26 protein-coding genes and 1 pseudogene are annotated in these 25,642 nt (G+C 41.0%); 11 read left to right on the top strand and 16 right to left on the bottom strand.

Features of this window, described 5'->3' with window-relative positions:
* Positions 1–35: 35 nt before the first annotated feature.
* A complete protein-coding gene (thrH, locus tag WH214_RS08170; RefSeq protein WP_078426022.1) occupies positions 36–653 on the bottom strand; it encodes a bifunctional phosphoserine phosphatase/homoserine phosphotransferase ThrH in 618 nt (205 codons plus the stop codon).
* 202 nt (positions 654–855) lie between these two features.
* Between thrH and WH214_RS08165 the strand changes: the two genes are divergently transcribed.
* Positions 856–1,590, top strand: a complete 735-nt coding sequence (locus WH214_RS08165; protein WP_004694654.1) for a phosphoadenylyl-sulfate reductase — start codon at positions 856–858, stop codon at positions 1,588–1,590.
* Between the two features lie 161 nt (positions 1,591–1,751).
* On the top strand, positions 1,752–3,131 hold the full coding sequence (locus WH214_RS08160) for a WS/DGAT/MGAT family O-acyltransferase (protein WP_010326169.1): 1,380 nt from the start codon (positions 1,752–1,754) through the stop codon (positions 3,129–3,131).
* 63 nt (positions 3,132–3,194) lie between these two features.
* Here the strand turns inward: WH214_RS08160 and WH214_RS08155 are convergent, their stop codons facing one another.
* From WH214_RS08155 to WH214_RS08130, 6 genes and pseudogenes are all read right to left on the bottom strand, one after another.
* Complete coding sequence (locus WH214_RS08155; RefSeq protein WP_004981331.1) at positions 3,195–3,368, bottom strand: PA1571 family protein; 174 nt, start codon at positions 3,366–3,368, stop codon at positions 3,195–3,197.
* Between the two features lie 131 nt (positions 3,369–3,499).
* Positions 3,500–4,954, bottom strand: coding sequence for a ribonuclease G (rng, locus tag WH214_RS08150; protein ID WP_339993167.1), 1,455 nt, complete (start codon positions 4,952–4,954; stop codon positions 3,500–3,502).
* Positions 4,955–4,992: 38 nt separating this feature from the next.
* Positions 4,993–5,559 carry a Maf family nucleotide pyrophosphatase gene (locus WH214_RS08145; protein ID WP_339421499.1) on the bottom strand — a complete coding sequence of 189 codons (567 nt, stop codon included), beginning with the start codon at positions 5,557–5,559 and terminating at the stop codon, positions 4,993–4,995.
* Positions 5,547–6,038, bottom strand: coding sequence for a rod shape-determining protein MreD (mreD, locus tag WH214_RS08140; protein WP_058952196.1), 492 nt, complete (start codon positions 6,036–6,038; stop codon positions 5,547–5,549). The genes WH214_RS08145 and mreD overlap by 13 nt, the downstream gene beginning before the upstream one ends.
* Positions 6,025–6,882, bottom strand: coding sequence for a rod shape-determining protein MreC (gene mreC / locus WH214_RS08135; protein ID WP_004694667.1), 858 nt, complete (start codon positions 6,880–6,882; stop codon positions 6,025–6,027). Before mreC ends, mreD begins: the two co-directional genes overlap by 14 nt.
* A gap of 15 nt (positions 6,883–6,897) precedes the next feature.
* Positions 6,898–7,944: pseudogene (locus WH214_RS08130) on the bottom strand (rod shape-determining protein).
* Positions 7,945–8,077: 133 nt separating this feature from the next.
* Between WH214_RS08130 and gatC the strand changes: the two are divergent.
* From gatC to WH214_RS08110, 4 genes are all read left to right on the top strand, one after another.
* Positions 8,078–8,392, top strand: a complete 315-nt coding sequence (gene gatC, locus WH214_RS08125; protein ID WP_004694671.1) for an Asp-tRNA(Asn)/Glu-tRNA(Gln) amidotransferase subunit GatC — start codon at positions 8,078–8,080, stop codon at positions 8,390–8,392.
* 53 nt (positions 8,393–8,445) lie between these two features.
* Complete coding sequence (gatA, locus tag WH214_RS08120; protein WP_004981342.1) at positions 8,446–9,924, top strand: Asp-tRNA(Asn)/Glu-tRNA(Gln) amidotransferase subunit GatA; 1,479 nt, start codon at positions 8,446–8,448, stop codon at positions 9,922–9,924.
* The gene (gene gatB / locus WH214_RS08115; protein ID WP_168158417.1) at positions 9,924–11,399 is read left to right on the top strand and encodes an Asp-tRNA(Asn)/Glu-tRNA(Gln) amidotransferase subunit GatB; all 1,476 of its coding nucleotides are present in this window, start codon (positions 9,924–9,926) and stop codon (positions 11,397–11,399) included. Before gatA ends, gatB begins: the two co-directional genes overlap by 1 nt.
* Positions 11,400–11,485: 86 nt before the next feature.
* Positions 11,486–11,839, top strand: coding sequence for a hypothetical protein (locus tag WH214_RS08110; protein WP_339421500.1), 354 nt, complete (start codon positions 11,486–11,488; stop codon positions 11,837–11,839).
* A gap of 192 nt (positions 11,840–12,031) precedes the next feature.
* Here the strand turns inward: WH214_RS08110 and WH214_RS08105 are convergent, their stop codons facing one another.
* Positions 12,032–12,511: a hypothetical protein gene (locus WH214_RS08105; protein WP_339421501.1), complete on the bottom strand. Its 480-nt coding sequence runs from the start codon at positions 12,509–12,511 to the stop codon at positions 12,032–12,034.
* The gene (locus tag WH214_RS08100) at positions 12,498–12,812 is read right to left on the bottom strand and encodes a hypothetical protein (protein ID WP_339421502.1); all 315 of its coding nucleotides are present in this window, start codon (positions 12,810–12,812) and stop codon (positions 12,498–12,500) included. Before WH214_RS08100 ends, WH214_RS08105 begins: the two co-directional genes overlap by 14 nt.
* Positions 12,813–13,113: 301 nt before the next feature.
* Between WH214_RS08100 and WH214_RS08095 the strand changes: the two genes are divergently transcribed.
* Together WH214_RS08095 and WH214_RS08090 are read left to right on the top strand one after the other, a co-directional pair.
* On the top strand, positions 13,114–13,587 hold the full coding sequence (locus tag WH214_RS08095; protein ID WP_339993163.1) for a hypothetical protein: 474 nt from the start codon (positions 13,114–13,116) through the stop codon (positions 13,585–13,587).
* Between the two features lie 224 nt (positions 13,588–13,811).
* Positions 13,812–14,390 carry a DJ-1/PfpI family protein gene (locus WH214_RS08090; RefSeq protein ID WP_339421504.1) on the top strand — a complete coding sequence of 193 codons (579 nt, stop codon included), beginning with the start codon at positions 13,812–13,814 and terminating at the stop codon, positions 14,388–14,390.
* Between the two features lie 182 nt (positions 14,391–14,572).
* On the opposite strand, the gene WH214_RS08085 is transcribed toward WH214_RS08090, so the two are convergent.
* From WH214_RS08085 to sbmA, 4 genes are all read right to left on the bottom strand, one after another.
* A complete protein-coding gene (locus WH214_RS08085; RefSeq protein WP_005399999.1) occupies positions 14,573–15,091 on the bottom strand; it encodes a hypothetical protein in 519 nt (172 codons plus the stop codon).
* 113 nt (positions 15,092–15,204) lie between these two features.
* Positions 15,205–16,068, bottom strand: a complete 864-nt coding sequence (locus WH214_RS08080; RefSeq protein ID WP_339421505.1) for a hypothetical protein — start codon at positions 16,066–16,068, stop codon at positions 15,205–15,207.
* A gap of 59 nt (positions 16,069–16,127) precedes the next feature.
* Entirely contained in the window at positions 16,128–17,180 is a 1,053-nt protein-coding gene (locus tag WH214_RS08075) for a hypothetical protein (protein WP_339421506.1), read from the bottom strand.
* Positions 17,181–17,323: 143 nt separating this feature from the next.
* Complete coding sequence (sbmA, locus tag WH214_RS08070; RefSeq protein ID WP_339993160.1) at positions 17,324–18,520, bottom strand: peptide antibiotic transporter SbmA; 1,197 nt, start codon at positions 18,518–18,520, stop codon at positions 17,324–17,326.
* 449 nt (positions 18,521–18,969) lie between these two features.
* On the opposite strand from sbmA, the gene WH214_RS08065 reads away from it, so the two are divergent.
* Positions 18,970–19,164 carry a hypothetical protein gene (locus WH214_RS08065; protein ID WP_004694700.1) on the top strand — a complete coding sequence of 65 codons (195 nt, stop codon included), beginning with the start codon at positions 18,970–18,972 and terminating at the stop codon, positions 19,162–19,164.
* 186 nt (positions 19,165–19,350) lie between these two features.
* On the opposite strand, the gene WH214_RS08060 is transcribed toward WH214_RS08065, so the two are convergent.
* Complete coding sequence (locus WH214_RS08060) at positions 19,351–19,761, bottom strand: YbaN family protein (RefSeq protein ID WP_339421507.1); 411 nt, start codon at positions 19,759–19,761, stop codon at positions 19,351–19,353.
* 9 nt (positions 19,762–19,770) lie between these two features.
* The gene (locus WH214_RS08055; protein WP_445206359.1) at positions 19,771–20,367 is read right to left on the bottom strand and encodes a biliverdin-producing heme oxygenase; all 597 of its coding nucleotides are present in this window, start codon (positions 20,365–20,367) and stop codon (positions 19,771–19,773) included.
* 355 nt (positions 20,368–20,722) lie between these two features.
* Here WH214_RS08055 and WH214_RS08050 point away from each other — a divergent pair, with 355 nt between their 5' ends.
* Positions 20,723–21,193: an RNA polymerase sigma factor gene (locus tag WH214_RS08050; RefSeq protein WP_339993232.1), complete on the top strand. Its 471-nt coding sequence runs from the start codon at positions 20,723–20,725 to the stop codon at positions 21,191–21,193.
* Positions 21,181–22,179, top strand: coding sequence for a FecR family protein (locus tag WH214_RS08045; RefSeq protein ID WP_339421508.1), 999 nt, complete (start codon positions 21,181–21,183; stop codon positions 22,177–22,179). Before WH214_RS08050 ends, WH214_RS08045 begins: the two co-directional genes overlap by 13 nt.
* Positions 22,180–22,362: 183 nt before the next feature.
* On the opposite strand, the gene WH214_RS08040 is transcribed toward WH214_RS08045, so the two are convergent.
* Positions 22,363–25,578 (bottom strand): TonB-dependent receptor, encoded by a 3,216-nt coding sequence (locus WH214_RS08040; RefSeq protein WP_339421509.1) that lies wholly within the window; start codon positions 25,576–25,578, stop codon positions 22,363–22,365.
* Positions 25,579–25,642 lie beyond the last annotated feature (64 nt).

The raw sequence follows: 25,642 nt of genomic DNA, 5'->3' as shown, positions 1-25,642 counted from the left end.
ATGCGCCTTTTTGTTTTCGTAGATATAGCTGTTTTTTAAGCTGGAATATCACGAACTGAAGCATTACGAATTGCCTCTTTTAAAGCTTCATAACCATGAATTGCAGGGAATTGTGGGAATTCTTTAATCACATTTTCTGGTGCATCAAACAAAAAGCCTTTATCTGCTTCACCTAACATTGTGGTGTCATTATAAGAATCACCTGCGGCTATCACACGGTAATTTAGTCCATGCAATCCTTTAACTGCTTCACGTTTTTGGTCAGGTTGGCGCAGCTTATACGCTGTAATCATACCCTTTTCATCAGTTTCTAACTTATGGCAAAAAATCGTTGGCCAGCCCAGTTGTTTCATTAAAGGATGCGCAAACTCGTAGAAAGTATCTGATAAAATAATCAGCTGAAAGTGTGTACGTAACCATTCAACAAATTCTTTTGCGCCCGGAAATGGTCCCATTTCAGCAATCACTTCTTGAATATCATTTAAACCTAAACCATGTTCTTTTAATATATTCAAACGCTGCGTCATAAGCACATCATAATCAGGAATATCACGTGTGGTTGCTTCAAGCGCTTTAATGCCTGTTTTTTTAGCAAAGTTAATCCAAATCTCTGGAACTAACACCCCTTCTAGATCTAGGCAAACAACTTCCATGAATACTCCCTTTTATTTACGTGGAAAAATTTTGAACTATCATAGCTTAATATTTGTCTAATGCATTGTTGTTTTTTAAATCTATTTTTTTCATAAGCATTTATTTTTTAGTGATAAGTAGCTTATTTCAACTCTATTAAAATACGCAGCAAATAACGTAATATAGGTCTTGTTAGATTCCAAGCCTATTGCCAGGATACTCATGACAACCATTCCAACTATTGATCTTGTTGATGCTCTCGCAGCTGAATATGCAGACAAATCGCCAAGTGAAATTTTAGCACTTGCACTAAATCAAACAGGTGAAATTGCCATCTCGTTTTCAGGTGCAGAAGATGTCGTACTTATTGATATGGCTGCTAACTTAGGTAAACCCTTTCGTGTCTTTAGCTTAGACACTGGACGTTTACATGCAGAAACCTATCAATTTATCGAGACTGTGCGTAAACACTACAACATTAATATCGAAATCTGTTTCCCAGAAGCAGATGCCGTTCAACAACTGGTCAATGAAAAAGGTTTATTCAGCTTTTATCAAGATGATCATAAAGAGTGTTGTGGTATCCGTAAAGTTCAGCCTTTACGTAAAAAATTGGCGACTTTAGATGGTTGGATTACTGGTCAACGTAAAGACCAAAGTCCCGGCACACGAACTGAAATTCCAGTTGTTCAAGCAGATGTGGGGTTTTCAGGCGAAGGTAAACAGTTAATTAAATACAATCCCCTTGCCAACTGGTCAAGTGCCGATGTGTGGAGTTACATCCGCATGATGGAGGTACCTTATAATCCATTGCATGAGCGCGGTTTTATTTCTATTGGCTGTGAACCATGTACGCGTCCAGTGTTACCAAACCAACATGAACGTGAAGGACGTTGGTGGTGGGAGGAAGCGACTCACAAAGAATGTGGTCTGCATGCAGGTAATTTGAAAAAGTAAAGACTAAAACCACTGCAAAGCAGTGGTTTTTCGCAACCAATGGATACACACAAAGCGCTCCCATTGTTAAAAAAAATCGATATACTAGGTTTAAGTTCTATAATTCTAACAAGATTGCTCATATAGGAGCGGTCAGATATTGCAGTGAGGCAATCCAGACTATGCGTCCATTACATCCGATTGACTTTATTTTTTTATCACTTGAAAAACGCCAGCAACCCATGCATGTCGGTGGATTATTCTTATTCCAAATCCCTGAAAATGCACCTGCCAGCTTCATTCAAAATTTAGTTGCAGATATTCGTAACTCCAAATCTATTCCTATTCCTCCATTTAACAACAAACTCAACGGCTTATTTTGGGATGAAGATGAAGAGTTTGATCTTGATCACCATTTTCGTCATATCGCACTCCCACAACCGGGGCGTATTCTTGAACTGCTCACCTATATTTCACAGGAACACAGTAGTTTAATTGACCGCGCTAAACCGTTATGGACCTGTCATATCATTGAAGGGATTGAAGGGAATCGTTTTGCGATGTACTTCAAAATTCACCATGCGATGGTGGATGGTATCGCGGGTATGCGTTTGGTGGAAAAATCATTATCACAAGATCCAAACGCAAAGAGTATTGTGCCACCTTGGTGTGTTGAAGGCCCTCGTGCAAAACGCTTAAAAGAAGCTAATGTCAGTCGCTTTAAGAAAATTATGAATGGCGTAATGGGACAACTCGAGTCGACGCCACGTGTCATGTATGAGTTGTCACAAACAGTCATGAAAGATATGGGACGTAATCCTGATTATGTTTCAAGCTTCCAAGCACCCAGCTCTATTCTTAACCAGAGGGTTAGCTCCTCCCGCCGTTTTGCAGCACAGTCTTTTGAGTTTGACCGTTTACGTCATATTTCTAAAAGTTTGGGTGTCACGATTAATGACATCGTACTGGCGATTTGTTCAGGTGCCTTGCGTGAATATTTATTGTCCCAAGACGCACTTCCTAAAAAGCCTTTAATTGCCATGGTACCTGCATCGGTTCGCGATGACGATTCATCTATGTCAAATCGCATCACCATGATTTTGGCAAATTTAGGCACGCATAAAGAAGATCCATTAGAGCGCCTCGCAATTGTTCGTCGTAGTGTGCAAAATGCCAAAGAAAAATTTAAACGCATGAATTCAAACCAAATTTTGAACTATAGTGCCTTTGTTTATAGTGCAGCTGGGCTCAACATTGCCTCAGGCTTACTGCCTAAACGCCAAGCGTTTAATTTGGTAATTTCGAATGTCCCTGGCCCACGTGAGCCATTGTATTGGAATGGGGCACGACTCGATGCGCTATACCCTGCCTCAATCATTTTAGATGGTCAGGCACTCAACATCACTATGACCAGTTATTTAGATAAACTTGAAGTTGGTTTGACGGCTTGTCGAAATGCCCTACCGAAGATGCAGAATCTACTTACACATTTAGAAGAAGAGATTCAACGCTTTGAGGCGATTGTAGGGGTCGAAGGCCCAAAGTTGCAAGCGGTCAGTTGATGCCGCAAAACGAATCAGAAATACAAGAATAATCAATAAAACTAAGGGGCTTCGATAAGCCCCTTAGTTTTTAATGCTACGACATTGTTTTAATAATTGGTGACACGCAGTACGAATCATGGCAGTTGTAATTTGTACTTCTTTACCCTGATCATCCACAATATACGCATTATGCGTTACTTTCGTATCTAATAAATGTTTCAAACTAGGTTGAATAATTGCTTCTCTAACACCCATATCACACCTCATTTGCTAAACCTATTTGGGAGAATAAGCTTTGGCTATTTCCGTGTTTCTAGTATTAAAAATCTAAGATCGAAAGTAAAATTTCAGTTGTAACAACTATTTAACCATATATTGTTACAATTTCAGCTCAGAATGATATCGTATTGCTCTTGCGTATATAAATTTTCCACCTTAAATTTAATCACACGACCAATGAAATGCTCTAAATCCGCGACTGCTGGCGCTTCTGCGGTTAACAAGCGGTCAATCACGGATGGATGCGCAACGACAGTAAAGCCAGTCTGAGATTGATACGCACGTGTATATCTCATAATTTCTCGAAAGATTTCGTAACATACAGACTCAGCTGTTTTCACATAACCCCGTCCCTGACAGGTCGGACAAGATTCACATAATAAGTGCTCTAATGATTCACGCGTACGTTTACGCGTCATTTCGACCAAACCTAACTCAGAAACCTGTGTAATTTTGGTTTTTGCATGGTCCTGCTCAAGCATCCGTTCAAACTGAGTCATGACCTCAGTTCGATGCTCCTGCTCTTGCATGTCAATAAAGTCGATAATAATAATACCGCCTAAATTGCGTAGTCTCAGCTGACGCGCAATAACCTGTGTCGCTTCCATATTAGTTTTAAACACGGTGTCTTCTAAAGAGCGGCCACCTACATATGAGCCTGTATTGACATCAATGGTGGTCATAGCTTCAGTCTGGTCAATCATCAAATAACCACCGGACTTCAGCGCAACACGCGTCTGTAAGGCTCTTTGAATGTCTTCTTCGACATTATACAAATCAAAAATTGGGCGCTCACCCGGATAGTGAATGAGACGTTCTTTGATATTCGGGACAAATTCTTCTACGAATTCTTGGAGCTTGCCATGAATTTCACGCGAGTCGACTGAAATTTTAGCGGTCTTTTCACTCGCAAGATCGCGAATAATGCGCTGGGGTAAAGGCAGTTCTTCAAAAATTAACGATGGCACCGCAATACTGATTTGCTTGCGCTGAATAAATTCCCAAAGTTTTGCCAAATAAGCCATATCTTGTGCAATAGCAGCTTCCGCAATCCCATCAGCAGCTGTACGAACAATCACTGAACCCGGAAGTTTATGTTCCGCTTGAATACGCTCAATCATCGAACGTAAACGATCACGCTCAGCTTCAGACTCAATACGTTGAGACACACCCGTATGATTGCCATAAGGCATCATCACTAAATAACGCGAAGGAATGGAAAGGTCGGTTGAAAGCCGAGCCCCTTTGGTTCCCAGCATATCTTTCATGACTTGAACAGTAAGAATTTGTCCCGGCTGTAAGAGCTCAAAAACATTGGGTGTGGGTTGATTACGTGACCAAACCATATCATTAATATGTAAAAAAGCAGTTCGTGACAGTCCAATATCGACAAAAGCAGCCTGCATTCCCGGAAGAACACGCACCACTTTACCTTTATAAATATTGCCCACTAAACCACGTTTCACCGTACGCTCAATAAATAATTCATTGACCGTGCCGTTTTCAATTAACGCGACGCGACATTCCATAGGCGTGACGTTAATTAATAACTCGTCAGACATAACAAACTCAAAACATTATAAAAAATCTTTTGAGACAGTTAATTTAGTGCCTTAACTGCCTGTAATAACTGTACCGTTTCATGCAACGGTAGCCCCACGACATTGCTATAGCTTCCCTCTATGCGTGGAATATAACGTGCTGCAATGCCTTGTATGGCGTAGGCTCCCGCCTTACCAATGGGTTCAGATGTAGCCCAATATGCTTCCATATCATTCGGGCTTAAATGCTGAAATTCGACTTCAGTACGAACTACTATACTTGAAATTTGCGTATTTGTACGGACACAAACTGCAGTATATACATCATGCTTACGGCCAGAAATTTTTCCCCACATTTCAAATGCATGCTGCTTAGATTCTGGTTTGCCTAAAATCTCTTGATCGACCCCTAAACTGGTATCGGCAGCAATCACAATTGCATCAGGATATTGAAGCTGTACTGCCTTAGCTTTGGCGCATGCCAGTCGCTCTACATAATCGGCTACCGACTCGCCTGCTTGTACAGATTCATCAATATCTGGACTATAGATATCAAAGACTAGACCGAGCTGTTCAAGCAGCTCTCGGCGACGGGGCGAACCGGACGCTAAAATTAAACGCGCCATTTCTTCAAGATGAAATAGACCATCGGGAAAGTCAGCACACTACTCAACAGCGGTTGCCAATGACGTGCAAGGGAAAACTGTGCCCCAATCATAATTTGTGCGATCCACGTAATAAACAGATGCGCGATCACAGCCAAGGTAGCGATGACCCAAATATTGGCAAAGGTCATAATTCGACGTTCCCGCGTTAAAAAACGGGACACAAATGTAATCAGGACAAAGCTGAGCGCGTTTAAGCCCAAAGGTGCATCGAGCAGTAAATCGGTGAAAATCCCGACTGCAAAGGCAAACCAAATCCCACTCCATGTCGGCTGGCATAGCACCCAAAACAGCATCACCATCATCATAAACAGTGGACGCCAGCCAGAGAGCGCATAAGACAAAGGATAAACCATTAACACTGAAGCAATGATCACCGAAAAAATGATCGGAAATAACGGGTCACGCTGTTTGGCAGCACGAAGTTTAGCGATCGGCATGCGGTTGCTCCATCGCTAAAGAATCGGAAAATAACACAACGACATGATGCCCACCCGCTAACTGTGCAGCAGGAACAACATCAATTTGAGCAAACTCGCCTGAATTATGACGACTGATTTTTGAAATGGTGCCCACCAGATAACCTGCTGGAAAATGCTCACCTAAACCAGAGCTATACACTTTTTCACCCACTTTGATTTCGGCACTGGTCGGCACGTATTCCATTTTCAAATGACCCAAATCTCCAGTCCCTGAAACAATGGCACGCATTCCAGATCGCTCTAAGCGAACCGAAAGAGAATGTTCTTTATCTGAAAGCAACATGACGCGACTACTATGCGGATAGACATTAATAATCTGTCCCATAATACCTTTGTCATCGAGCACGGTTTGCCCTACCTTTAACTGACTGTTAGCACCACGGTTTACCACAATAATATGACGTAGTGGATCGGCATCTGTCCCAATGACTTCTGCAATTTCCATACGACCATCAATGATCAACGGGGTATCTAACAGACCACGTAAACGCGTATTTTCCGCAGATAATTCAGATAATTTTTGTAAACGCACCTGCGCCTGCAATAACTCGGCTTGCATCGCGGTATTTTCACGGCGCAATTGAGCTTCAGACTTGGTTTGTTGATTCAGCCACTCTCGCGATAACACGGGATAACTTGCTACGGCATAAATTGGATTATAAGCGGCGTACAAGACATCTCTTGCAGGTTGAATCACATGCGGCATGCGCCAGTTAAAAAACAGCACGACCAAGCATGTGATCACTGCAATGATAAATGAGCGAAAAGATGGCGGTTGTCTGGAAAACAGATTTGTTTGCACCCGCCGATTCCTTTATTAGCCTACAAATAACATGTCGTGATTTGGATTATCGAAGAATTCTAAAACTTTGCCACCACCACGAGTGACACAAGTTAGAGGATCTTCTGCAACCACCACAGGTAAGCCTGTTTCTTGCGCAAGAAGTTTATCGAGGTTACGCAGTAATGCACCACCACCGGTCAACACTATACCGCGCTCAGCGATGTCTGAAGACAGCTCAGGAGGCGTTTGCTCAAGTGCAGATTTCACAGCTGAAACAATACTTTGTAATGGATCAGAAATCGCTTGCGTAATTTCGTCCGAAGTCACAGTGATCGCACGTGGCACACCTTCAGCAAGGTTACGGCCGCGAACTTCAATTTAAAGTGCTTTGGCATCCGCTTCTGGTAAAGCCATACCCACTTCTTTCTTGATAATTTCAGCGGTGGTTTCACCAATCACGCAACCATGTGCTTTACGTACGTAGTTAATGATTTGTTCATCAAATACATCACCACCAATACGTAGTGAGTCAGCATAGACACAACCTTGAAGCGAAATAATCGCAATTTCAGTTGTACCACCACCAACATCGACCACCATAGAGCCGCATGCTTGTTCAACTGGCATACCCGCACCAATTGCAGCAGCCATTGGCTCTTCAATCAAACGAACATCACGCGCGCCTGCATTAAATACAGCTTCACGAATAGCACGACGTTCAACCAAAGTTGATTTGCAAGGCACACACACCACAACACGAGGTGCTGGTGGGAACAGACGTTTTTCATGTACTTTACCAATAAATTGGTTCAGCATAGTTTCGGTCACTTCAAAATCGGCAATCACACCATCCTTCATTGGACGAATGGCAGAGATATTTGCAGGTGTACGGCCCAGCATTTGCTTTGCATCAAGACCTACCGCGGCAACGATTTTTTGTGAACCACTGTGACGAATTGCCACAACTGTCGGTTCATTTAATATAATGCCTCGTCCTGGTGCATAAATAAGTGTATTTGCTGTACCTAAATCAATGGCTAGATCGGGCGAAAACAAGCCAATTAGTCTTTTTAGAATCACGGAGACGTTCTCGATTAAACTTTATGTGGACGCAAGGTGGCAACTTTAACTAAATGTGATGATTTGAACAAGTCAATCGCTTATTATAACGCACGATATTTTGAAATTTTTTAATACTGACTCAGGTGATGTTATGTCTACATCGGATGCACAGCATTCTGCAGATTTAAATGCACAAACAGTTTCAGCAATCGCCAATCTTGCTCGATTGTCGCTAGATGATACGCAATCTGCTGAATATGCTCAAAGTCTAAATAAAATTTTAGGCATGATGGAAACCTTAAAAGGCATCGACACCGATGGTGTTGAGCCGCTTAAAAGCCCATTTGATCACCCACAACCCTTACGTGAAGATGTGGTTTCAGAAACCAATCATCGTGATGAATATCAAGCCATTGCACCGCAAGTGCAAGACGGTTTGTACCTAGTTCCTCGCGTGATTGAATAATTTCTATTCAGTTAAACCATTATTTTGTAAAAATTAACGTAAAGACATTTCTCATGACAGATTTACATCGCTTATCGATTCGTGAACTCTCTGAGGGTTTAGCTGGGGCTAAATTTTCATCTCGCGAACTGACTGAACATTATTTAAAGCGCATTGCAAAACTGGATACACAAGTTAAATCTTATGTAACCGTGACTGCAGAACAAGCGCTTGCACAAGCCGATGCTGCCGATGCTGCAATTAAAGCAGGCACAGCAACCGCATTGACAGGTGTGCCAATTGCACACAAAGACATTTTTTGCACCCAAGGCATTAAAACCACTGCGGGCTCAAAAATGTTGGATAACTTTATCTCTCCTTACGACGCTACCGTTGTAGCGAAAGGTAAAGCCGCTGGTCTAGTCACTTTAGGTAAAGTGAACATGGACGAATTTGCAATGGGTTCAACCTCTGAGAATTCATTCTACGGCGCTACAGCAAACCCTTGGAACTTAGGTCATGTACCAGGTGGTTCTTCAGGTGGGTCTGCGGCAGCGGTTGCAGCGGACCTTGCTCCATTTGCCACAGGTACAGACACAGGTGGTTCAATTCGCCAACCTGCATCGTTCTGTGGCTTAACGGGTCTTAAGCCAACTTATGGCCGTGTCTCGCGCTTCGGTATGATTGCGTATGCATCATCGCTGGATCAAGGCGGGCCAATGGCACGTTCGGCTGAAGACTGTGCCTACCTCATGAATGTGATGGCAGGTCATGACGCAAAAGACTCAACATCCGTTGAAAAAGACGTTGATGACTATGTGGCGAACCTAAATGGCACAGCGGTTCAAGGTCTACGTATTGGTATTCCAAAGCAATACTTCAATGTCGCTGGTTTAGACGCAGACGTAAAAGCACGCGTTGAAGAATCATTGAAAAAGTTAGAAGACATGGGCGCGACCTTGGTTGAGATTGATCTCAACATGACTGAAGCTTATGTTCCGACCTATTACTTGATTGCGCCTGCTGAAGCATCATCAAACTTGTCTCGTTACGATGGCGTACGTTATGGCTACCGTGCAGAGAACCCTGTTGACCTGATGGACTTATACAAACGTTCACGTTCTGAAGGTTTTGGTGCAGAAGTGCAACGTCGTATCTTGATTGGTACGTATGCGTTGTCTGCAGGTTACTACGATGCGTACTACGTGAAAGCTCAAAAAGTCCGTCGTCTGATTCAACAAGACTTCTTAAAAGCGTTTGAATCGGTTGATGTGATTGCTGCACCTGCTGCTCCAACCACGGCTTATAAAATTGGTGCGAATCTGTCTCCAGTTGAAATGTACTTGGGCGACATTTACACCATCGCAGTTAACCTTGCGGGTCTTCCTGCGATTAACGCACCTGTTGGTTTTGACAAAGACAACTTACCTGTGGGCTTACAGCTGATTGGTAACTATTGGTCAGAATCTCAACTGTTGTCTGTGGTACATCAGTACCAACAAGCGACGGATTGGCATACGAAACGTGCGGCAATTGCTGAGGAGAATGCATAATGGCTCAAGCTCAAAAGAAACCAAAATCGTTATTGATTGATGGTTGGGAAGTCGTTATTGGGATCGAGATTCACACTCAGTTGGCGACCCAATCTAAAATCTTCTCAGGTTCTTCGACTGAATTTGGTCAAGACCCAAACACGCAAGCCAGCCTTGTTGACTTAGCGATGCCGGGTGTACTGCCTGTATTAAACAAAGAAGTGGTCGATTTAGCCATTCGCTTTGGTTTGGGTATTGATGCTTACATTGACCAAGCGTCTGTGTTTGCACGTAAAAACTACTTCTACCCTGACTCTCCAAAAGGCTACCAAATTAGCCAGATGGATAACCCGATTGTAGGCTTGGGTCATATCGACATTCAACTTGAAGATGGTACGGTAAAGCGCATTGGCGTAACGCGTGCCCACCTTGAGGAAGATGCAGGTAAATCCATCCATGACCAGTTTGAAGGTATGTCAGGCATCGACTTAAACCGTGCAGGTACACCTTTACTTGAAATCGTGTCTGAACCCGATATGCGTTCGGTTGAAGAAGCGGTGGCTTATATCAAGTCGATTCACACTTTAGTGCGTTGGTTGGGTATTTCTGACGGTAACATGGCGGAAGGTTCATTCCGTGCAGACTGTAACGTGTCGTTACGTCGTCCGGGTCAACCGTTCGGTACACGTTGCGAGTTGAAAAACCTCAACTCATTCCGTTTCATTGAACAAGCGATCAATGTTGAAATTGAACGCCAAATGGAAATTTTGGAATGGGATGGTACGATTGACCAAGAAACGCGTCTATTCGACCCTGTGAAGATGGAAACACGTTCAATGCGTTCGAAAGAAGAAGCGAACGACTATCGCTACTTCCCAGACCCTGACCTGTTGCCTGTGATTATTTCAGATGCGCAAATTGAAACGGCTCGTGCTGCATTGCCTGAACTTCCTGCAGCACGTCGTGAGCGTTTCGTAGCGGACTTTGGTGTCACTGAGTACGATGCGCATGTATTGACACTGACCCGTGAAATGTCAGACTTTTATGAAGTGGTTGTGGCTGCTGCTGGCGGTGCTGCACAAGGTAAAGTGTCTGCAAACTGGGTGATGGGCGAGTTCTCTGGTGCTTTAAACAAAGCAGGTTTAGAACTCGCAGACTCTCCTGTTTCTGCTGAAAAACTGGGCGGCATGGTTGCACGTATCGTGGATAACACCATTAGCGGCAAGATTGCGAAGCAAGTATTCGGCTTTATGTGGGATGAAGGCAAAACTGCGGACGAAATTATTGCGGAAAAAGGCTTGAAACAGGAAACTGATACAGGCGCGATTGAAGCGATTATTAAAGACGTTCTTGCTGCCAATGAGAAGATGGTTGAAGAATTTAAATCTGGTAAAGAGAAAGCTTTCAATGGTCTAGTGGGTCAAGTGATGAAAGCATCTAAGGGTAAAGCTAACCCTGCTCAAGTGAATGAGTTGATGAAGAAATTGATTGGTTGATATAATCGCTAATTTACTGATTTTATGCTATAAAAACCTCGCTTAATGCGAGGTTTTTTTAAATTTTGTCAAATCAGGATACACTTATGAAAGTTGATAACGCTAAAGAGTTAAAACAAGCTATCCAAAGTCAAGAACTTGAAATTATTATTAATGATGAAAAATTAATTACTCAAATAAAAGCTTTAAATTATGTTTTAAAACTTGGACCTTTTGCCGTTGCTGGCCTGATAGCAGCTATTCCACTGATAGCAACAACTGGTCCATTAGGTGCCATGGCAGTCACAGCAATTGCTCCTACTGCTGCTATATCAACATCGGCCATTGTTGCTTTAGTAGTAGCGATAGGAGGAACTATTGCTATCAGCTTACTCACTGATTGGGAAATTGTTGAATTACCAATGGGTATTAAACTAAAGAGAAAGCAAAAAGAATCTTAAAATTAACTATTCCAAGAAAAGTAGAATTACTGTAGTTATTGATATTACTTATTCAAATTGGGAAAAATCCGTTAGTAGGTGCTTGTTCTGTAAACTCATAAAACGCCTAATATGAACTCAACCTGCACAAGTTAATGTAGAAATATTGGCTGATCTAAACGATGAAAAACCCGCTTTAGAGCGGGTTTTCTTTTAGTCATTGACTGGTTCAATATTTTCACAATTTGAATTATAAAAAATATTTATATAAATATTAAATACGTCTAGAAAAAATTTAATAAACAAATAACCAGATACTAAGCCAATTACTCCTAAATCAACTATTCCTAAATCTTTAAAAAAATCTTGTTCGAAAAAAAGTTGACCACAAACACCTTTAATTAAAGTTAAACTCGATGTTACAACTGCCACATAAGTAGCAATTTGGAATACCAGTTGACTAACTACATTAAAGTCAAAATCCCAATTGATTGTTTTCCTTATTAGAACAGCTTCTAGAAAAATAGCTATTCCCGTTGTCCAACCAAAAAAATATTTCGTATTATCCGAGGCTAAAGTTTTATAGATAGTATTCAGATCACCAAATTTAGCAATTATTAAAGCTACGAGTAATACACATGCAAGTATACCAAATCCTTTGATATCAAAATTTTTTTTATTAATTGCTTGCATTAAAACTCTCTACATTTTTCTTTTCAGTTTCTAATTGTGCGCCCCCAACCACTCCACCAATTATAGCCCCTGCAAGAACACCTGGAACGCCACCCAATACTCCAATTAAACCACCAATCCCTGCTGCAACCTTAAATGCATTTTGATCCATTTCAGCCCTTACAGCCTTAACTTTATAAACATTACCATTTAGTTTAAATTTTTCAGATCCAACTATTTTCTGTAACTCTCCCCTGTTTCTAACTTTGTAATTCAAATATATTTTTTTTCCATCTTTTTCATCTTGCACATATAAACGCATATCTTTATCTCAAAAATGTAGTGCCTTTATAATTTAACCATATTTGAACATTTTCCAAGTAAATTTTTCTTAATAATCAAACATAAAGTCTACATCACGAACACATTCAAAATCACGTGATCAAATTGATACGCTTAGTTCCCTCTCCTTTTTAAGGAGAGGGTTAGGGAGAGGTATTTAAAAATTCAAAACTCTGCTTCGTATAGCTAAAACTACCTATCTAATTCCCGAAAAACCACTACACTAAACTAATTCTAATACTTTAAAACAGTCAGCATTTTCAAAATACCAAAGGACAAAAATGAAAACTACCATCCTTATACTTTCTACCCTTGCCGTTCTCAGCACCACTACCTTTGCAGAAACCAAACCCAATATCTCAACCAAAGAAGCCAGTCAAATCTTTAAAGCCGCTGGCTTTTCAAAAACAAAACATGGCTGGGAAGGTAGCTGTGACACAGGTGAAATCACCACATACAAAGACCTCAATGGTGACGGTCTAAAAGACGCAGTTATTTCAGACTACAGTACTATGTGCTATGGCAACACAGGTGTCGGCTACCATATCGTTGCTCAGCAAAAAACTGGAAATTGGAAACTCATTTTTGAAAACATGGGCATCCCTACTTTTCTAAAAACCAAAGTAAAAGACGGCTGGCCAGATATAGAAAATGGCGGCCCTGGATTTTGTTTTGCTGTTTACCGCTGGAATGGTCAAAAATATGATGTCAACCGTTATGAATATCAGGGCAAGGCTTGCACATTGGACTATTAACATGTCAGCATAATAAATTACATATCCATGAATATGTAAACTGATTGATTTAACACGCTTTTACAGACAGTTAAAACGCCTCAATTACTTGGGGCTTTTTTATAAAAAATGACTTCATCTATACGACTAAAGAGCACTGAATGACTTAAAAATGCCATCTGAACTGTGCTAATTTAGATCAAAATTGAACATAAATATGTACAAACAATAAAGAGGGTTTAAAGATGTCAAAACAAATTTTAATGCTCGTGGGTGACTATGCTGAGGACTATGAAACTATGGTGCCTTTTCAGTTTTTAACAGGTCTCGGTTATACCGTACACGCAGTCTGCCCCGATAAAAATGAAGGAGAAAGCATCGCCACAGCCATTCATGACTTTGAAGGCGAGCAAACCTATAGTGAAAAACGTGGTCATAACTTTGCCATCAACTACAACTTTGAAGCGGTACGCACTGCGGACTATGTCGGTTTAGTTATTCCCGGTGGTCGTGCGCCCGAATATTTACGCATGAATGAACGTATCCTTGAGATCGTACGTGAGTTTGATGCTGCGAAAAAACCTATTGCAGCAGTTTGTCATGGTGCACAAATTCTTGCAGCAGCCGATATACTCAAAGGCCGTACTTGTTCAGCTTACCCTGCGTGCGCAGCCGAAGTGAAACTTGCAGGCGGCACTTATGCGAACATTGAAGTGACGGAAGCTGTAACTGATGGGCACTTGATCACAGCGCCTGCTTGGCCTGCACACCCTGCTTGGATGGCACAGTTTATTCAAGCTTTAGGAGCGACTGTGACGATTTAATTGTGTTGTTCCTCAAGTGAATCTTTTATGGCATGGTTTATCATCTTTTTAGATTCAAAAATAAAAAAGCTCCTTCGAGTCAAGGAGCTTTTTTAATGACTTTTTTATAACATTAATGCTTTCGATTCAGTTTATAAATCACTCTCACTATTCATAATTTTCAAATATTTTAATCGATTAAACTACCTCGTCACACCCAACTTATTCCAAATTTCTGGGGTTAAAAAAGTCGTAACCAATTTATTCAAATCCACATAGCGCAGCACACCTTGCAACTGCCCTTTCACTTCAGGGTTCTTTAAAATTTCCTCACCCGTAATCTGTCCAAGTTCCTGAAAACTATCTCCAACCGCTTGTAAGCCTTCGGCTTGAATCACTGCTTTGGTCTGCGCTGAACATTGCTCCACCAAAATGCGTTGTAATACTTGTGCTAAGTTTTTATCTAGCTGTGTACGCTGTGCATCGGTGACATTGCTATACACCTTCAGATCTGGATGTGCAGCCAATGCCGCAAACGTCCACTGCAACACAGTGGTTTTATCTGTTGCTGTCGTTGACTTCACCAAACAATTACTCAGTTGGTCGACTGTGGTACTGGCCGTTGCAACTTGGACTGAACCACACAATGCTGCTGCCAAAAAAGCATGACGAAAAAGAACAGAAGACCGACCTCGTAAAACGCTTAAAACAGGCTGTGACATAAACTCAACTCCAATCAACAATTGCATTCTTTGTATCACAAAGCCCGTCAATCAGCCTGTTATGGAACTGTAAAATTACCGTGTAGTTGGAGAAAAAAATTAAACTGCTCAATTCAAGCGATTTCCCTATCCAACTCAGCAGTTTCAAAGGCAGCAAGCTGTGGGTGTATGGTCGGGCATGCATTCCAAAACCAATAGAAATAACCTTTGGGGTCAAGCAAAGTATGCATATGAATCGTAGACTGACTACTTTCACCCTTCCAACACGCTAAAGCCGCATTACGGTTATTGTGTAAATCGATAAATTCAGGAGCAACTTGCTTCGGCATTTCGGGAATATAAAGCGCGTCGCCATGCTCCACCCACAAGTCAGCCAAGTAAATTTTTCGGTCTTTTGGAAAATATCGTCCTGCTGAGATCACCAAAGGCAATTGATTTGGATCGGTCGAAGCAAAAACATGCGGAAAGTCGTGATGCTCTAAGTCTGTGACGACAAAGGGATATAAGGTTTTTGCGTCTAGATTAATTTGAGTTGGGTCATAAGGGAAAAAATGACCGGCCAACATACCATATTGATATTCAATTTGAGACAACTTTTTCTGCGTAGCCTGCACCTCTATCGCCTGTCCAGCTTTCACCAAAGTCATACCAAATGCAGCAACTGTTTCAGGCGTGGCTTTGAGTGGCATAAACTCAAAAGAGTTTCCCGCGAATGCTAACTGAGTCTGCTCTCCCCAATGGGTTTGGATCGTCGCAATTTCTTTGGGTACATCATAAACATATCCCATACTCATATGGGCGTTGGTTGAGGATACTTGAATCAGTTCAATACCAGTTGATACATCGGCTAAATACTCAGGCGTTCCGTCATTGTTGTAAAAATAAGGCTTAGCTGAAATATCAACGCCTATTTCTTGCACGGTCTGATCTAGCAAAGGCGCAGTAAAATATGTGGCTGGTGTTTGCACATTACTCATGATGTTATTCCTTTGGTTGAGGTGCTCACATGAAGTTCTGCCGCAAACAGCCGAAAATCTTACTTCATTTGCTTGAGCATATTTTTAGCACCTGTGTGGTTATGGTTTTTGGCTAAGTTCTGCAAAACATATTTTGCCTGCCCTTTAGGGTTGGAAAAACGACTGCTATAACTTGGAATACCCGTTAAACAACGTGCAACTAATATGCCCGATTCGGTATAGACATTTGAGGCATCCGACCCCGGCAAACGACCATAGTTATATGCGCGTTGTGCACTGTTACAGGCAGCGACTTGGTTGCGCCCACTGTTAATATCACGGCGTGCAGCCACATAGAGTTTGGCCTGTTGCTGCTGCGGTGTTTCTACAGCTTTGGCGACTTTAGGTGGTACTTCCACTTTATTTTCTTTTTTAGGCTCTACTTCTTTTTTGCTTTCTTCCTCTTTCTTCACCTCTGCCTTGATCGCAGGTGCCTTCGTCACCGCTTTTTTGCTTAGTGTAATAGGGGTCATACTCCGTGGTGCTGGCTCAGTCAGTACTTTGCTTTGTAGACTCACCACACGAGTATCATTTGAATTAGGCAGTTTGCGTTCAGACAATGCCTCAATACTCACCAGCCACTGTTCACCATTATTGAGTTGGCAACGAAAAGTCCCCGTGCCCTGTTTTAAACTGTTATAGGTGCGAAGTAACTTTTTCGCCCACGGATCTTTCACTAAGGTGAAACTACTTTTTTGTGTCTGAGTAAAACGGCCGTCATGTGCTTGGCAATACTGACTAAACATGCTCCGTGGGTATAACGTCTCGATATCTTTTTCATTTTTTACGCCTACCGTGTGATACACGTATTCTTTGCTGTTTTTATCGGCATCATTAATTTTTCGTTCTACGATTAGTTCTTGTGGTGATGCAATATTTGTAAAAGGTGCTTGTGCTATATTTCCCAGACTGGTACAGCCCTGCAACACACTCCCCAAAACCCCAAATACACATAAAATTTTATAATTCACTACGACTTTACTCTTAAACACCCGCATAAAAACATTAACGGAAAGCACATAAAATAACAAACTTAAACAACTGTTTTTATTATTTATTTTAGATCGACACACACATCATTTTGCTTTGTTTTATGACAACCTCAACAACATTTCATAAATTTAGTTTGACCCATACAACAAAAGTTACAGACAAAATGATGCTTGAGCACATAAAGAACCTGCCGTGAAAGGCAGGTGAGATACATCAAAAATATTTAGTCATCCAAAGTCGATTCAAAAGCTTTCAGACGCTTATAAATTGAGAGCAGTTCGATAATGGTTGGCCATGATGCAATCAAATACTGAAATGACTCCCTAACTTTGCCAAAAACATTCAAAATCTGTGTGAGTAAACCTAAAGTCACTAGCCCTGCTGCAATACTAGGGAAAAGTACAAATAGCCCATAAATATTATCTAACTGCATATACCATATTCGTACTAAATTAAAATATGCATAATGAAAATACAGTCGGAAATAGTTTTTACGTACACCACTGAATAATTCTTTTAGTGTGGCAGGTTGTGCACGGTCTGCATGGTCTTCTCCATACACCAACTCTTTACGATAGGCTGCTTCGACTTTTTGATTATTAAATTCTAAACCAGGTAATTTATAACCAACCAATACTAAAATGAGCGTTCCTAATAAAGCCCAACTTATAGCAGCCCAAACCAAAGCATATGGAATAGCCCCCACAATTGGAATTGCCTTTACATGGCTCGACAGACTAAACAACACTGGCAAAAAGGCAATCAACGTCATTAACGCTTCAATCAAGCTGACCCCTAAACCTTCTAAAGTTCTTGCAAAGCGCATGGTATCTTCTTGAATACGTTGCGATGCCCCTTCAATGTGCCTTAACTTATTCCAATTTGAAGTGTAATAGTCATTCATCGCAGTGCGCCAACGGAACACATAATGGCTCACAAAAAATAAATTTATAACAGCAAATGTAACGTAAACCATCGCAACATAAATAAAAGTTAAAATACCTTTATAAAGTTGGTTCACATCACCGCCCCCATTACTCAACATTTCTTGGATCAAGTCATAAAAAGGGTTATACCAAGCATTTACAACAACACTGACCTGTACACCAAACCAGATTTTAAACAGAATAAATGCGGACCCCCAAATCGACCAGCGTTGCCATTTATTGTCTGAGACAAAACGCCAAAATAAGGCAAAGAGTGTTGTCGCTATAAAAAACCAGAGATAGAACCACAGAAAAGATGGAGACCAAAAACGGCTTACCCCAATAGCTAATTCAGCCGTTGCATAACCTTGCGGCCAACCTATGGCGCTTCCCCATGTATTTCCCCCTGTGTACCACAGTACGACATTGATCACCGACCAAAGTAATACCGAAATGAAGAACCATCTAGGGTTTGGGAAAAATGACTTAAACATGAACGATATATATCCCTTTTATGTTTCAGGTATGCAATCCGTGCATACTAATCCTTATTTCTTAATTTAGTACAATCGCATTACAGCAAGTTTGTACACTTTACTTATCCTTATTGGGTTATACGTTATTTGATTTGTATGCCCCTTCACAAGAGCTCAGGACATTATTTTCCGACTTGATCAGTCACATCACAATCAAAATAAATTATTTCAATAACTTATGAAAATACGAACGGGCTTTGCCTCAGATTTAAAGTAATATTTTATTGCTTATAACTTTTGGGTTTCAAACTGAAAAATTGCTTAGGATTTAAAGCGAGTGCAATGACGGTATTTCTCTGACAACCATACGATTACTTGTTGATTTTATGTATAAAAGAATGAAGTTTGCACATTTTAAAATGACTTCATGCTACTATCTTTTCATTAAAAACTATTGGATCTATGACATGGAAACCCTAGTACTTGAACTGATCAAACCACTCACACTGACAAAAGAAGACTTTCCACCCATTAACTTTGAAGAAGGCACTGTGCTCAAAGTTCTCATGAAAACACCTACAGGTTATTTGGTAACAGCGGACTCTCGTTTTAATTTTACGGTGTCTTTTGATGATGAAAATCAAGTATGGCAGAAGCTGTAAGTTGCAACGCTCTTTAATAAAAGAATAATCCATTCAATAAGATAAAAATAAAAACCATCTTTTTTTTATTGATTTAAAACTGATTATTTTTATTAAAATTTAGTTTTTTATACCGAATCAGCAAATGAAGCCGTGCTGAGACTTCTCTGTACCTATTGATTTTTCCCGCTCAGATTATTTTTTCCATCAAATCCAAATTTGGACAGCGACCATGAGCAAAATAGTAATACCAACAAAATAAGGATGAGGTACTTTCCAAAGCATGAGCCCCGCAGCAAGGCTCATACTGAATAGCGAAAAAAATTTCGCTTTTGTTGGTAGGGTTTTATGCTCTTTCCACTGCTGTAAAATGGGTCCAATCAACCGATTTTGAACGATCCATCGATGCAATCGTGCAGAACCTTTGGCTGCAAATAGAGTCGCTAAAAAATAAAAGTCAAAGGTGGGTAAACCAGGAATAATAATCCCTAAAGTCCCAATACATAAACAAATCCAAGCCAGCCCAATACACAACCAACGTACCCAAATCGATTTTGCAAGATGTGCTTCTGACTCATCTTTGGATTTAGATATTAAGCTTAACTCGGTATTTTGCATATTTCCCTCTTATCTCAACTGTTCCAAGTCTGCTAACAATTGACCAAAACGGGAAAAGCCTTGCATCGCCCCTTCAATCACTTGATCCTGCTGCTCTTGACTAAAGTTTGCATCATCCATAGCTTGCTTAAAGCGTTTCCAAACCACTGCTCGACCTTCTGGATATGCAGCCAAATTACGCGCTGCAAAGTCCGCAGTAAAACCAAATTGGTGCTGTGCCGCTTTAAATAAAAATGCTGCACCTAAAGTCGAACCTTCAGACACATAAATCCAACCCAAAGCTTGAGGAAAGCTGACCCCATCTGTTGCAATGCGGGTGGACTGTGGCTCTAGTCCCAAATCTTTTAAGTCCAGTAATGCCGCATCTGAACGACCACGAACATCTAAATCAGGGATAATTTGAACCACATCTGGATGTGCATATAAATGTTCAACATCCTTTTGGAAGTAGTACTGGGATAACGTAAAACGTGCATAATTACTTTGGTTTTCAAAAACCTTCGCCTGCTCCATTAACTGTTCCATACGATCATGTTCAGTCGATGTTTCCGTTTTTAGACGCTGAGATAAACTTGTTTCTAGCTGCTGGTTCATACTGGTAGTCACGTTAAAATCCTATCTTTGCTGTTCTGCACTGATTTCCATGTTCGATGCCTTTAGAATTTCATACAACGTTAAATAACACCCAAGGTCATTTTAAGATTGATGATTTTTCCTAAACCATAAAAACTGGACTTATACATAGAGACGAATGAAACGCTCAAAATACGCAAAACAATTCAAAGTTTTTCGCACACTGAAAATTCGCTATTTTTACTTTACAAGCTATTGCATTTGAATACACCATAAATGATAATCACTATCATTTAAACCTTGGGGAAGTATTATGGCACCTCCCACCTCTTCCAAAGCACAACAGCAATTAATTGGTGAACTCTATCTTCAGCACCATGATTAGTTAATTCAGTGGCTGAGATATCGGATTCGTCATCCTTTTAATGCTGCCGATATTGTGCAAGATACTTTTGTGCGTTTGATCCAAGCCAAACATAAGTTAGCTTCAATTCAAGAACCGAAAGCTTATTTGATCAATATTGCTAAACACGTTTTGATTGATCAGCATCGACGTAATGTGATTGAAACCAATTACCTTAAAAATCTTTACGATGAAGCTCAATTTGGGCAAGAGCTAATCCAAGACAACACCATTGAAGAAACAGTACAAATTCTGGATTTTCTGTCGGTTGCCTTAGGTAAAACCACCGCTAAAGTGCGTCAGTCCTTTATTCTTTATTATATTGAAGGCTATAGCCAAACTGAGATTGCTGAATTAACAGGAAAATCACTGCGCAGTGTACAAGGCTATTTGGCCGATGGGCTGAGTCTCTGTTATGAGCTACGTCATAAAATGAATGCAGAATGCGAACAATGAATGACGCTCGACATATTCGTAAAGAAATTGCACTCTGGGTGATTCGGCTCAACTGCGACAACCCTATCGAGCGTGCACAAGTCCAGCAAGAGTTTCAGGCGTGGCAAAAAAATCATCCACAGTATCTGCCCTATTTTGAAGAATTTCGAGACTTTGATCTTGAGATGCAGAGCCTATCACACCAACAAAACTTACACGGCGAGACTGTCGAACAGACCTTTCAAGCCATTGAACATGAACAGCAAAAAGTGCTGTCTTTGTTTAACCAAACTGTTTTCTCATTCATGGCCATCAGTTGTCTTGGCTATTTGAGTTTTACTTACATTCCCTTTGCCTACTATTTTGCAGACTATAAAACTGCAACCAGTGAAGTAAAAAACGTTGTACTTGAAGATGGTTCTATGCTTACCCTCGCGCCTAAATCAGCAATAAAAGTGGATTACACCACAGGGCAAAGACGAATCGAATTGATTCAAGGTGATATCTATGTTGATGTCGCTAAAAATCCAACGCGTCCTTTTATTGTTCATACCAAACAAGCCGACTACCAAGCGCTTGGTACGCGTTTTATCATCAACCAATATACCGATACAAGTGCGCTCAGTATGCTGCATTCACGTGTTCGTGCCAGTACAAATCTCGCTAGGCATCCTCAAGTTCAGAATATTTCAGAAGGTCACCGTATACAAGTTGGCGCAAGTGGTCTAGGAAAAATCGAAGCCTTTGATGCACAAATGTTCAAAACTTCATGGCAAATGCAACAAATTCAAGCCAATGAACTGGCTTTACCCGATCTCCTCAATCGCTTAAATGCCTACCATACTGGCTACATGATTTTTAATGAAAAAGAGCTCAGCCAAATAAAAGTTACGGGGATTATTAACCCTCAACAAGACTTAGTCGGAACACTGCAACTGATCCAGTTACAGTATCCTCAGCTTGAATTTTTTTCAAATCGGGAACTATGTCACCTACGCCAAAATTAAAACGCCATAATCTAAACTTTAGGTACATTTCTGTTACCCCATATATAAACACATGGACACATACAGAAGGCTCAGATTAAATAAAGTGCTGCTCAGCCTTCGGTATTTCCTATGAATATTTCAAAGTTTATTAACTCATCAATATTCATATATTATTCAATGCAGTAAATCTTTTATGTCGCATTAAAACTTATAGCTTAGTGCCAATTTAAACGCGCGACCTGGAGCAGCAACCGCAGAACGGGTTAAAGGATCCAAGTAGTATTGATTGGTTAAGTTGGTTCCAATCAGGTCAAAACCTAAATGTTCACTGTGTTGATAGTGTGCATAAGCATCGACGGTCAGAGTGTCATCCCATTGCAAAGGTGCGTTAAACCAAGCCACCAACTCAGTTCCAATATAAGGATGGTCATAGCCTTCAAAATAATTCAGACGTGTGCCCAACTCTAATTTGTTATCCAATAACCGTGTGCCGAGGGTTAAATTAGCTTGATATTCTGGTAGAGCCATATTGACCAAATAACCTGTTGGGAAGCCGTAATCGATACAGCTTTTTGCCGCACCCGACATGGTCATTGCCTCTACGCTCGCAAGTAGCCCCGAACTTTCATCACACACTTCATTTTTTGAGTTATAAACCAAGGACAAATCGGTAAAATATTTGCCATTGTCAAAACGCCCTGAAAACTCATAGCCTTCCACAGTTTGTTTGTCGATATTGCTAAATTTCAGTTGGTTATTACGTTCAATCACATCTTCTGTTTTGTTGTGGAAATATGCCAACTTAATATCTGCATGACCATTTTGTAAGTTGAACAGATCCTGCATGTTATACACATAGGCCAGTTCAAAATTATGTGCATGTTCTGGTTTTAGGTCATAACCCGACTGCGATGCAGAGAAACCTAAAGTCGTTTCAAACATACTCGGCATGCGATAGGCTTCGGTATAGTTAATATAAAAACGATTGTTCGGATTCAAGGTAATAGCTGCTGAAACAGCAGGTGCCCAGTTTTTATGGTCTTTTTTCTTTTTCACCACAGTAGGGTTGGTTTCAGTCACTTCTGAGTAACTCACCACAGGCTGACCATTGGCATCGAGTGCCAAATTCTTTTGGCTTAAGTCAACCGTTCCATTTAAGAATGGATTATTCTCAGCATGAAATTTTCCATTTGCGTCAGCATACCAGTAGTGGACACCTTTAAATTGATAGGCTTTACCAATCGCACGTTTGGCACGATTCATAAGGGCAAGATTCTCCTTATCGTCCCAATCATTTTTAAAGGCACCATTTTGTCTCATTGCATCGAACATTTCTTGGGTATAGACGTTCACATTTTCAGTATAAGAAAGTTTCTGCCCGATCGTTCTCGTTGTTGTCGACAAACCTGTAATGCTGTCTTTGTTGCCATTTAAAAAGTCGTCAAAAGAACTATACGAAACTGAACGTGCACCTGCCGTTAAGTTTAGCCATGGGGTCGCTTTCCAATCAAAGTTAAACCAATATTGATTTTCTGAACGATGTCCTGCCCGTGGCAGCATGCGAAAGGCAGAAGTGCCCTGACTGTCGTTGATATATTCATCTTTGGTGGTCAGTTTTTCACGGGTTAAATCTGCTCCAACAGTTAAGCTTAAGGCATCGGCAAAGTTAAATTTGTTGCTTAAACTCACACCTTTATTGGTGGTTTTGGCATCGGTAAATGCTGTGTCAAGAATCGTAAAACCATCACCCGGGCTTCGGTCTCGGATACCATCCCCATCACGATCGACATTGGCTTCCCAAACATAGTCACGCTTTGAAATCCAGTTCACGAAACCGCCTGCCGAATATGTTTGTGATTCTGTATCGGTCTGAAATAGGTTTGCACTGAAGTCGATCCAACGACTATTTTCTGGGTTAAATCGATATTTCAAACTATACGCTTTGGTGCTCACTTCGCTTACAGGCCACTGCGGGACATTGTCTTGGGTCTGCCACATAATCCGCGAAGGCATAATTTCGCCATAAATGGTGTTGGTATCACGATAGGTCAACTGCAGCGCATGGTCATCGTTTGGTCGCCAATTCCCCTTTAACAACCAAGATTCCATACGGTTTGAGGTATTGGTGACTTCATTGCCTGGTTGCCAAACCGTTGCCATATAAGGTACCAGCCCAGTGTTGTAATCAATTTTGCTACGATCACCCTGCTTAAAAAAGTCGCTATTATGCTTTCCTGCAAAGTAGTTGCCACGGTCTCGATAAGCATAAGCGGCGAGTAAATCAAATTGATCTTGTTTGGTCGCCACCGCAATACGAAGTGCCTGATCTTCTAAATGAGTGAGTTTATTATCACTGCTGGTTTTTGGAGTTACTTGACCTAAAGGGTCTTCACCATTGTAACTACCGAGCTTCTCCCAACCTTTAGACTCCGCAACATCCCGATAATCTTGCCCATGATAAGAATGCATTTTTTGGGCTTTGGTGGTATTCGTCGCCCCTTCTACTTTAATTTCAGCACCATAGCGTTGTCCTTCACGTACAACATCATCAGCCTCTAAAGTCTTAACCGATACCCCACCCGCAATCCCTGTTTTCACATCACGATCTAAAACAGAGCCTTTTACTACTTGAATCGAACTGAGTAAATTTGGGTCAATATAACTGCGGCTATTGGCACCGTTATAGCCACGCCACACCGTCATCGACTGTTCTGTTCCATCAATCGTGACGGGTACACGTCCCTGCCCTTGCATACCCCGAATATTCGGATCTAAAGCCCCACTATTACGAGCATCTCCACTATACACATTCGACATCCCTTTCAGTAAATCTGAAGGCGTTGTTCCTTTAAAACGCTCAATGGCTTCTTTTCCTGCATAGACGGTCGAAATATTTTTATCATAAACATCGTCATAGCCTTGCTCATCTCGTTCTTTTTCGCCGCTAAAACTGAGAGCTTCAAGCTGTACGTGAACAGAATTTGGGGTTTCTACATCTACAGCCTGTGTGCTTTGTGAATCAGGCAGTGTTTGTGCGATGACCTTGCTTTGTTCCAAATCCGACTTTGCTGTTGCAGATACTTCTTTTAATAAATAGCCCGTCCCATTTTTTTGAATATTAAAGGGGGTGTCTTTCAATAGACGCTGAAAAGCTTCATCTGCGGTGTATTTACCCTTTAAAGCTGGCACCTGAAATAGATTGGTTTTTTTCGGGTCGAGTAATAAAGTGACATTGGCTTTCTGTGCGACCATATTCAAGGCGCTGGTTAAATTGCCTTGCGGGATTTGGTAATTTATTTCGGCCATTTGTGGTGCTGCCACAACATTTTGCATCATCAATGAAGATGAAATAGCCAGTGATATACAGAGGCTTAAATATGTGACCTGCTGTGTAAATTGTTTTGATGAATGACGCATGCCCCGACCCGAAATTAATTAAATGATAATCATTAACTAAACAAGCATAAATAAATCCCTTGTT

The sequence above is a fragment of the Acinetobacter sp. MYb191 genome (assembly GCF_037572605.1).
Classification (GTDB): Bacteria; Pseudomonadota; Gammaproteobacteria; order Pseudomonadales; family Moraxellaceae; genus Acinetobacter; species Acinetobacter johnsonii.
Note: the sequence above shows the minus strand (reverse complement) of the source record. Positions and strands in the feature narration are given on the sequence as shown.

Coding starts and splice junctions, on each gene's coding strand:
- WH214_RS08080 (WP_339421505.1), bottom strand. CDS start 16,068: ATGAGTAATGTGCAAACACCAGCCACATATTTTACTGCGCCTTTGCTA.
- rng (WP_339993167.1), bottom strand. CDS start 4,954: ATGTCTGACGAGTTATTAATTAACGTCACGCCTATGGAATGTCGCGTC.
- WH214_RS08085 (WP_005399999.1), bottom strand. CDS start 15,091: ATGTCACAGCCTGTTTTAAGCGTTTTACGAGGTCGGTCTTCTGTTCTT.
- WH214_RS08160 (WP_010326169.1), top strand. CDS start 1,752: ATGCGTCCATTACATCCGATTGACTTTATTTTTTTATCACTTGAAAAA.
- WH214_RS08145 (WP_339421499.1), bottom strand. CDS start 5,559: ATGGCGCGTTTAATTTTAGCGTCCGGTTCGCCCCGTCGCCGAGAGCTG.
- thrH (WP_078426022.1), bottom strand. CDS start 653: ATGGAAGTTGTTTGCCTAGATCTAGAAGGGGTGTTAGTTCCAGAGATT.
- WH214_RS08105 (WP_339421501.1), bottom strand. CDS start 12,511: ATGCAAGCAATTAATAAAAAAAATTTTGATATCAAAGGATTTGGTATA.
- WH214_RS08100 (WP_339421502.1), bottom strand. CDS start 12,812: ATGCGTTTATATGTGCAAGATGAAAAAGATGGAAAAAAAATATATTTG.
- gatB (WP_168158417.1), top strand. CDS start 9,924: ATGGCTCAAGCTCAAAAGAAACCAAAATCGTTATTGATTGATGGTTGG.
- WH214_RS08110 (WP_339421500.1), top strand. CDS start 11,486: ATGAAAGTTGATAACGCTAAAGAGTTAAAACAAGCTATCCAAAGTCAA.
- sbmA (WP_339993160.1), bottom strand. CDS start 18,520: ATGTTTAAGTCATTTTTCCCAAACCCTAGATGGTTCTTCATTTCGGTA.
- mreD (WP_058952196.1), bottom strand. CDS start 6,038: ATGCCGATCGCTAAACTTCGTGCTGCCAAACAGCGTGACCCGTTATTT.
- gatC (WP_004694671.1), top strand. CDS start 8,078: ATGTCTACATCGGATGCACAGCATTCTGCAGATTTAAATGCACAAACA.
- WH214_RS08095 (WP_339993163.1), top strand. CDS start 13,114: ATGAAAACTACCATCCTTATACTTTCTACCCTTGCCGTTCTCAGCACC.
- WH214_RS08040 (WP_339421509.1), bottom strand. CDS start 25,578: ATGCGTCATTCATCAAAACAATTTACACAGCAGGTCACATATTTAAGC.
- WH214_RS08060 (WP_339421507.1), bottom strand. CDS start 19,761: ATGCAAAATACCGAGTTAAGCTTAATATCTAAATCCAAAGATGAGTCA.
- WH214_RS08155 (WP_004981331.1), bottom strand. CDS start 3,368: ATGGGTGTTAGAGAAGCAATTATTCAACCTAGTTTGAAACATTTATTA.
- WH214_RS08065 (WP_004694700.1), top strand. CDS start 18,970: ATGGAAACCCTAGTACTTGAACTGATCAAACCACTCACACTGACAAAA.
- WH214_RS08045 (WP_339421508.1), top strand. CDS start 21,181: ATGCGAACAATGAATGACGCTCGACATATTCGTAAAGAAATTGCACTC.
- gatA (WP_004981342.1), top strand. CDS start 8,446: ATGACAGATTTACATCGCTTATCGATTCGTGAACTCTCTGAGGGTTTA.
- WH214_RS08165 (WP_004694654.1), top strand. CDS start 856: ATGACAACCATTCCAACTATTGATCTTGTTGATGCTCTCGCAGCTGAA.
- WH214_RS08090 (WP_339421504.1), top strand. CDS start 13,812: ATGTCAAAACAAATTTTAATGCTCGTGGGTGACTATGCTGAGGACTAT.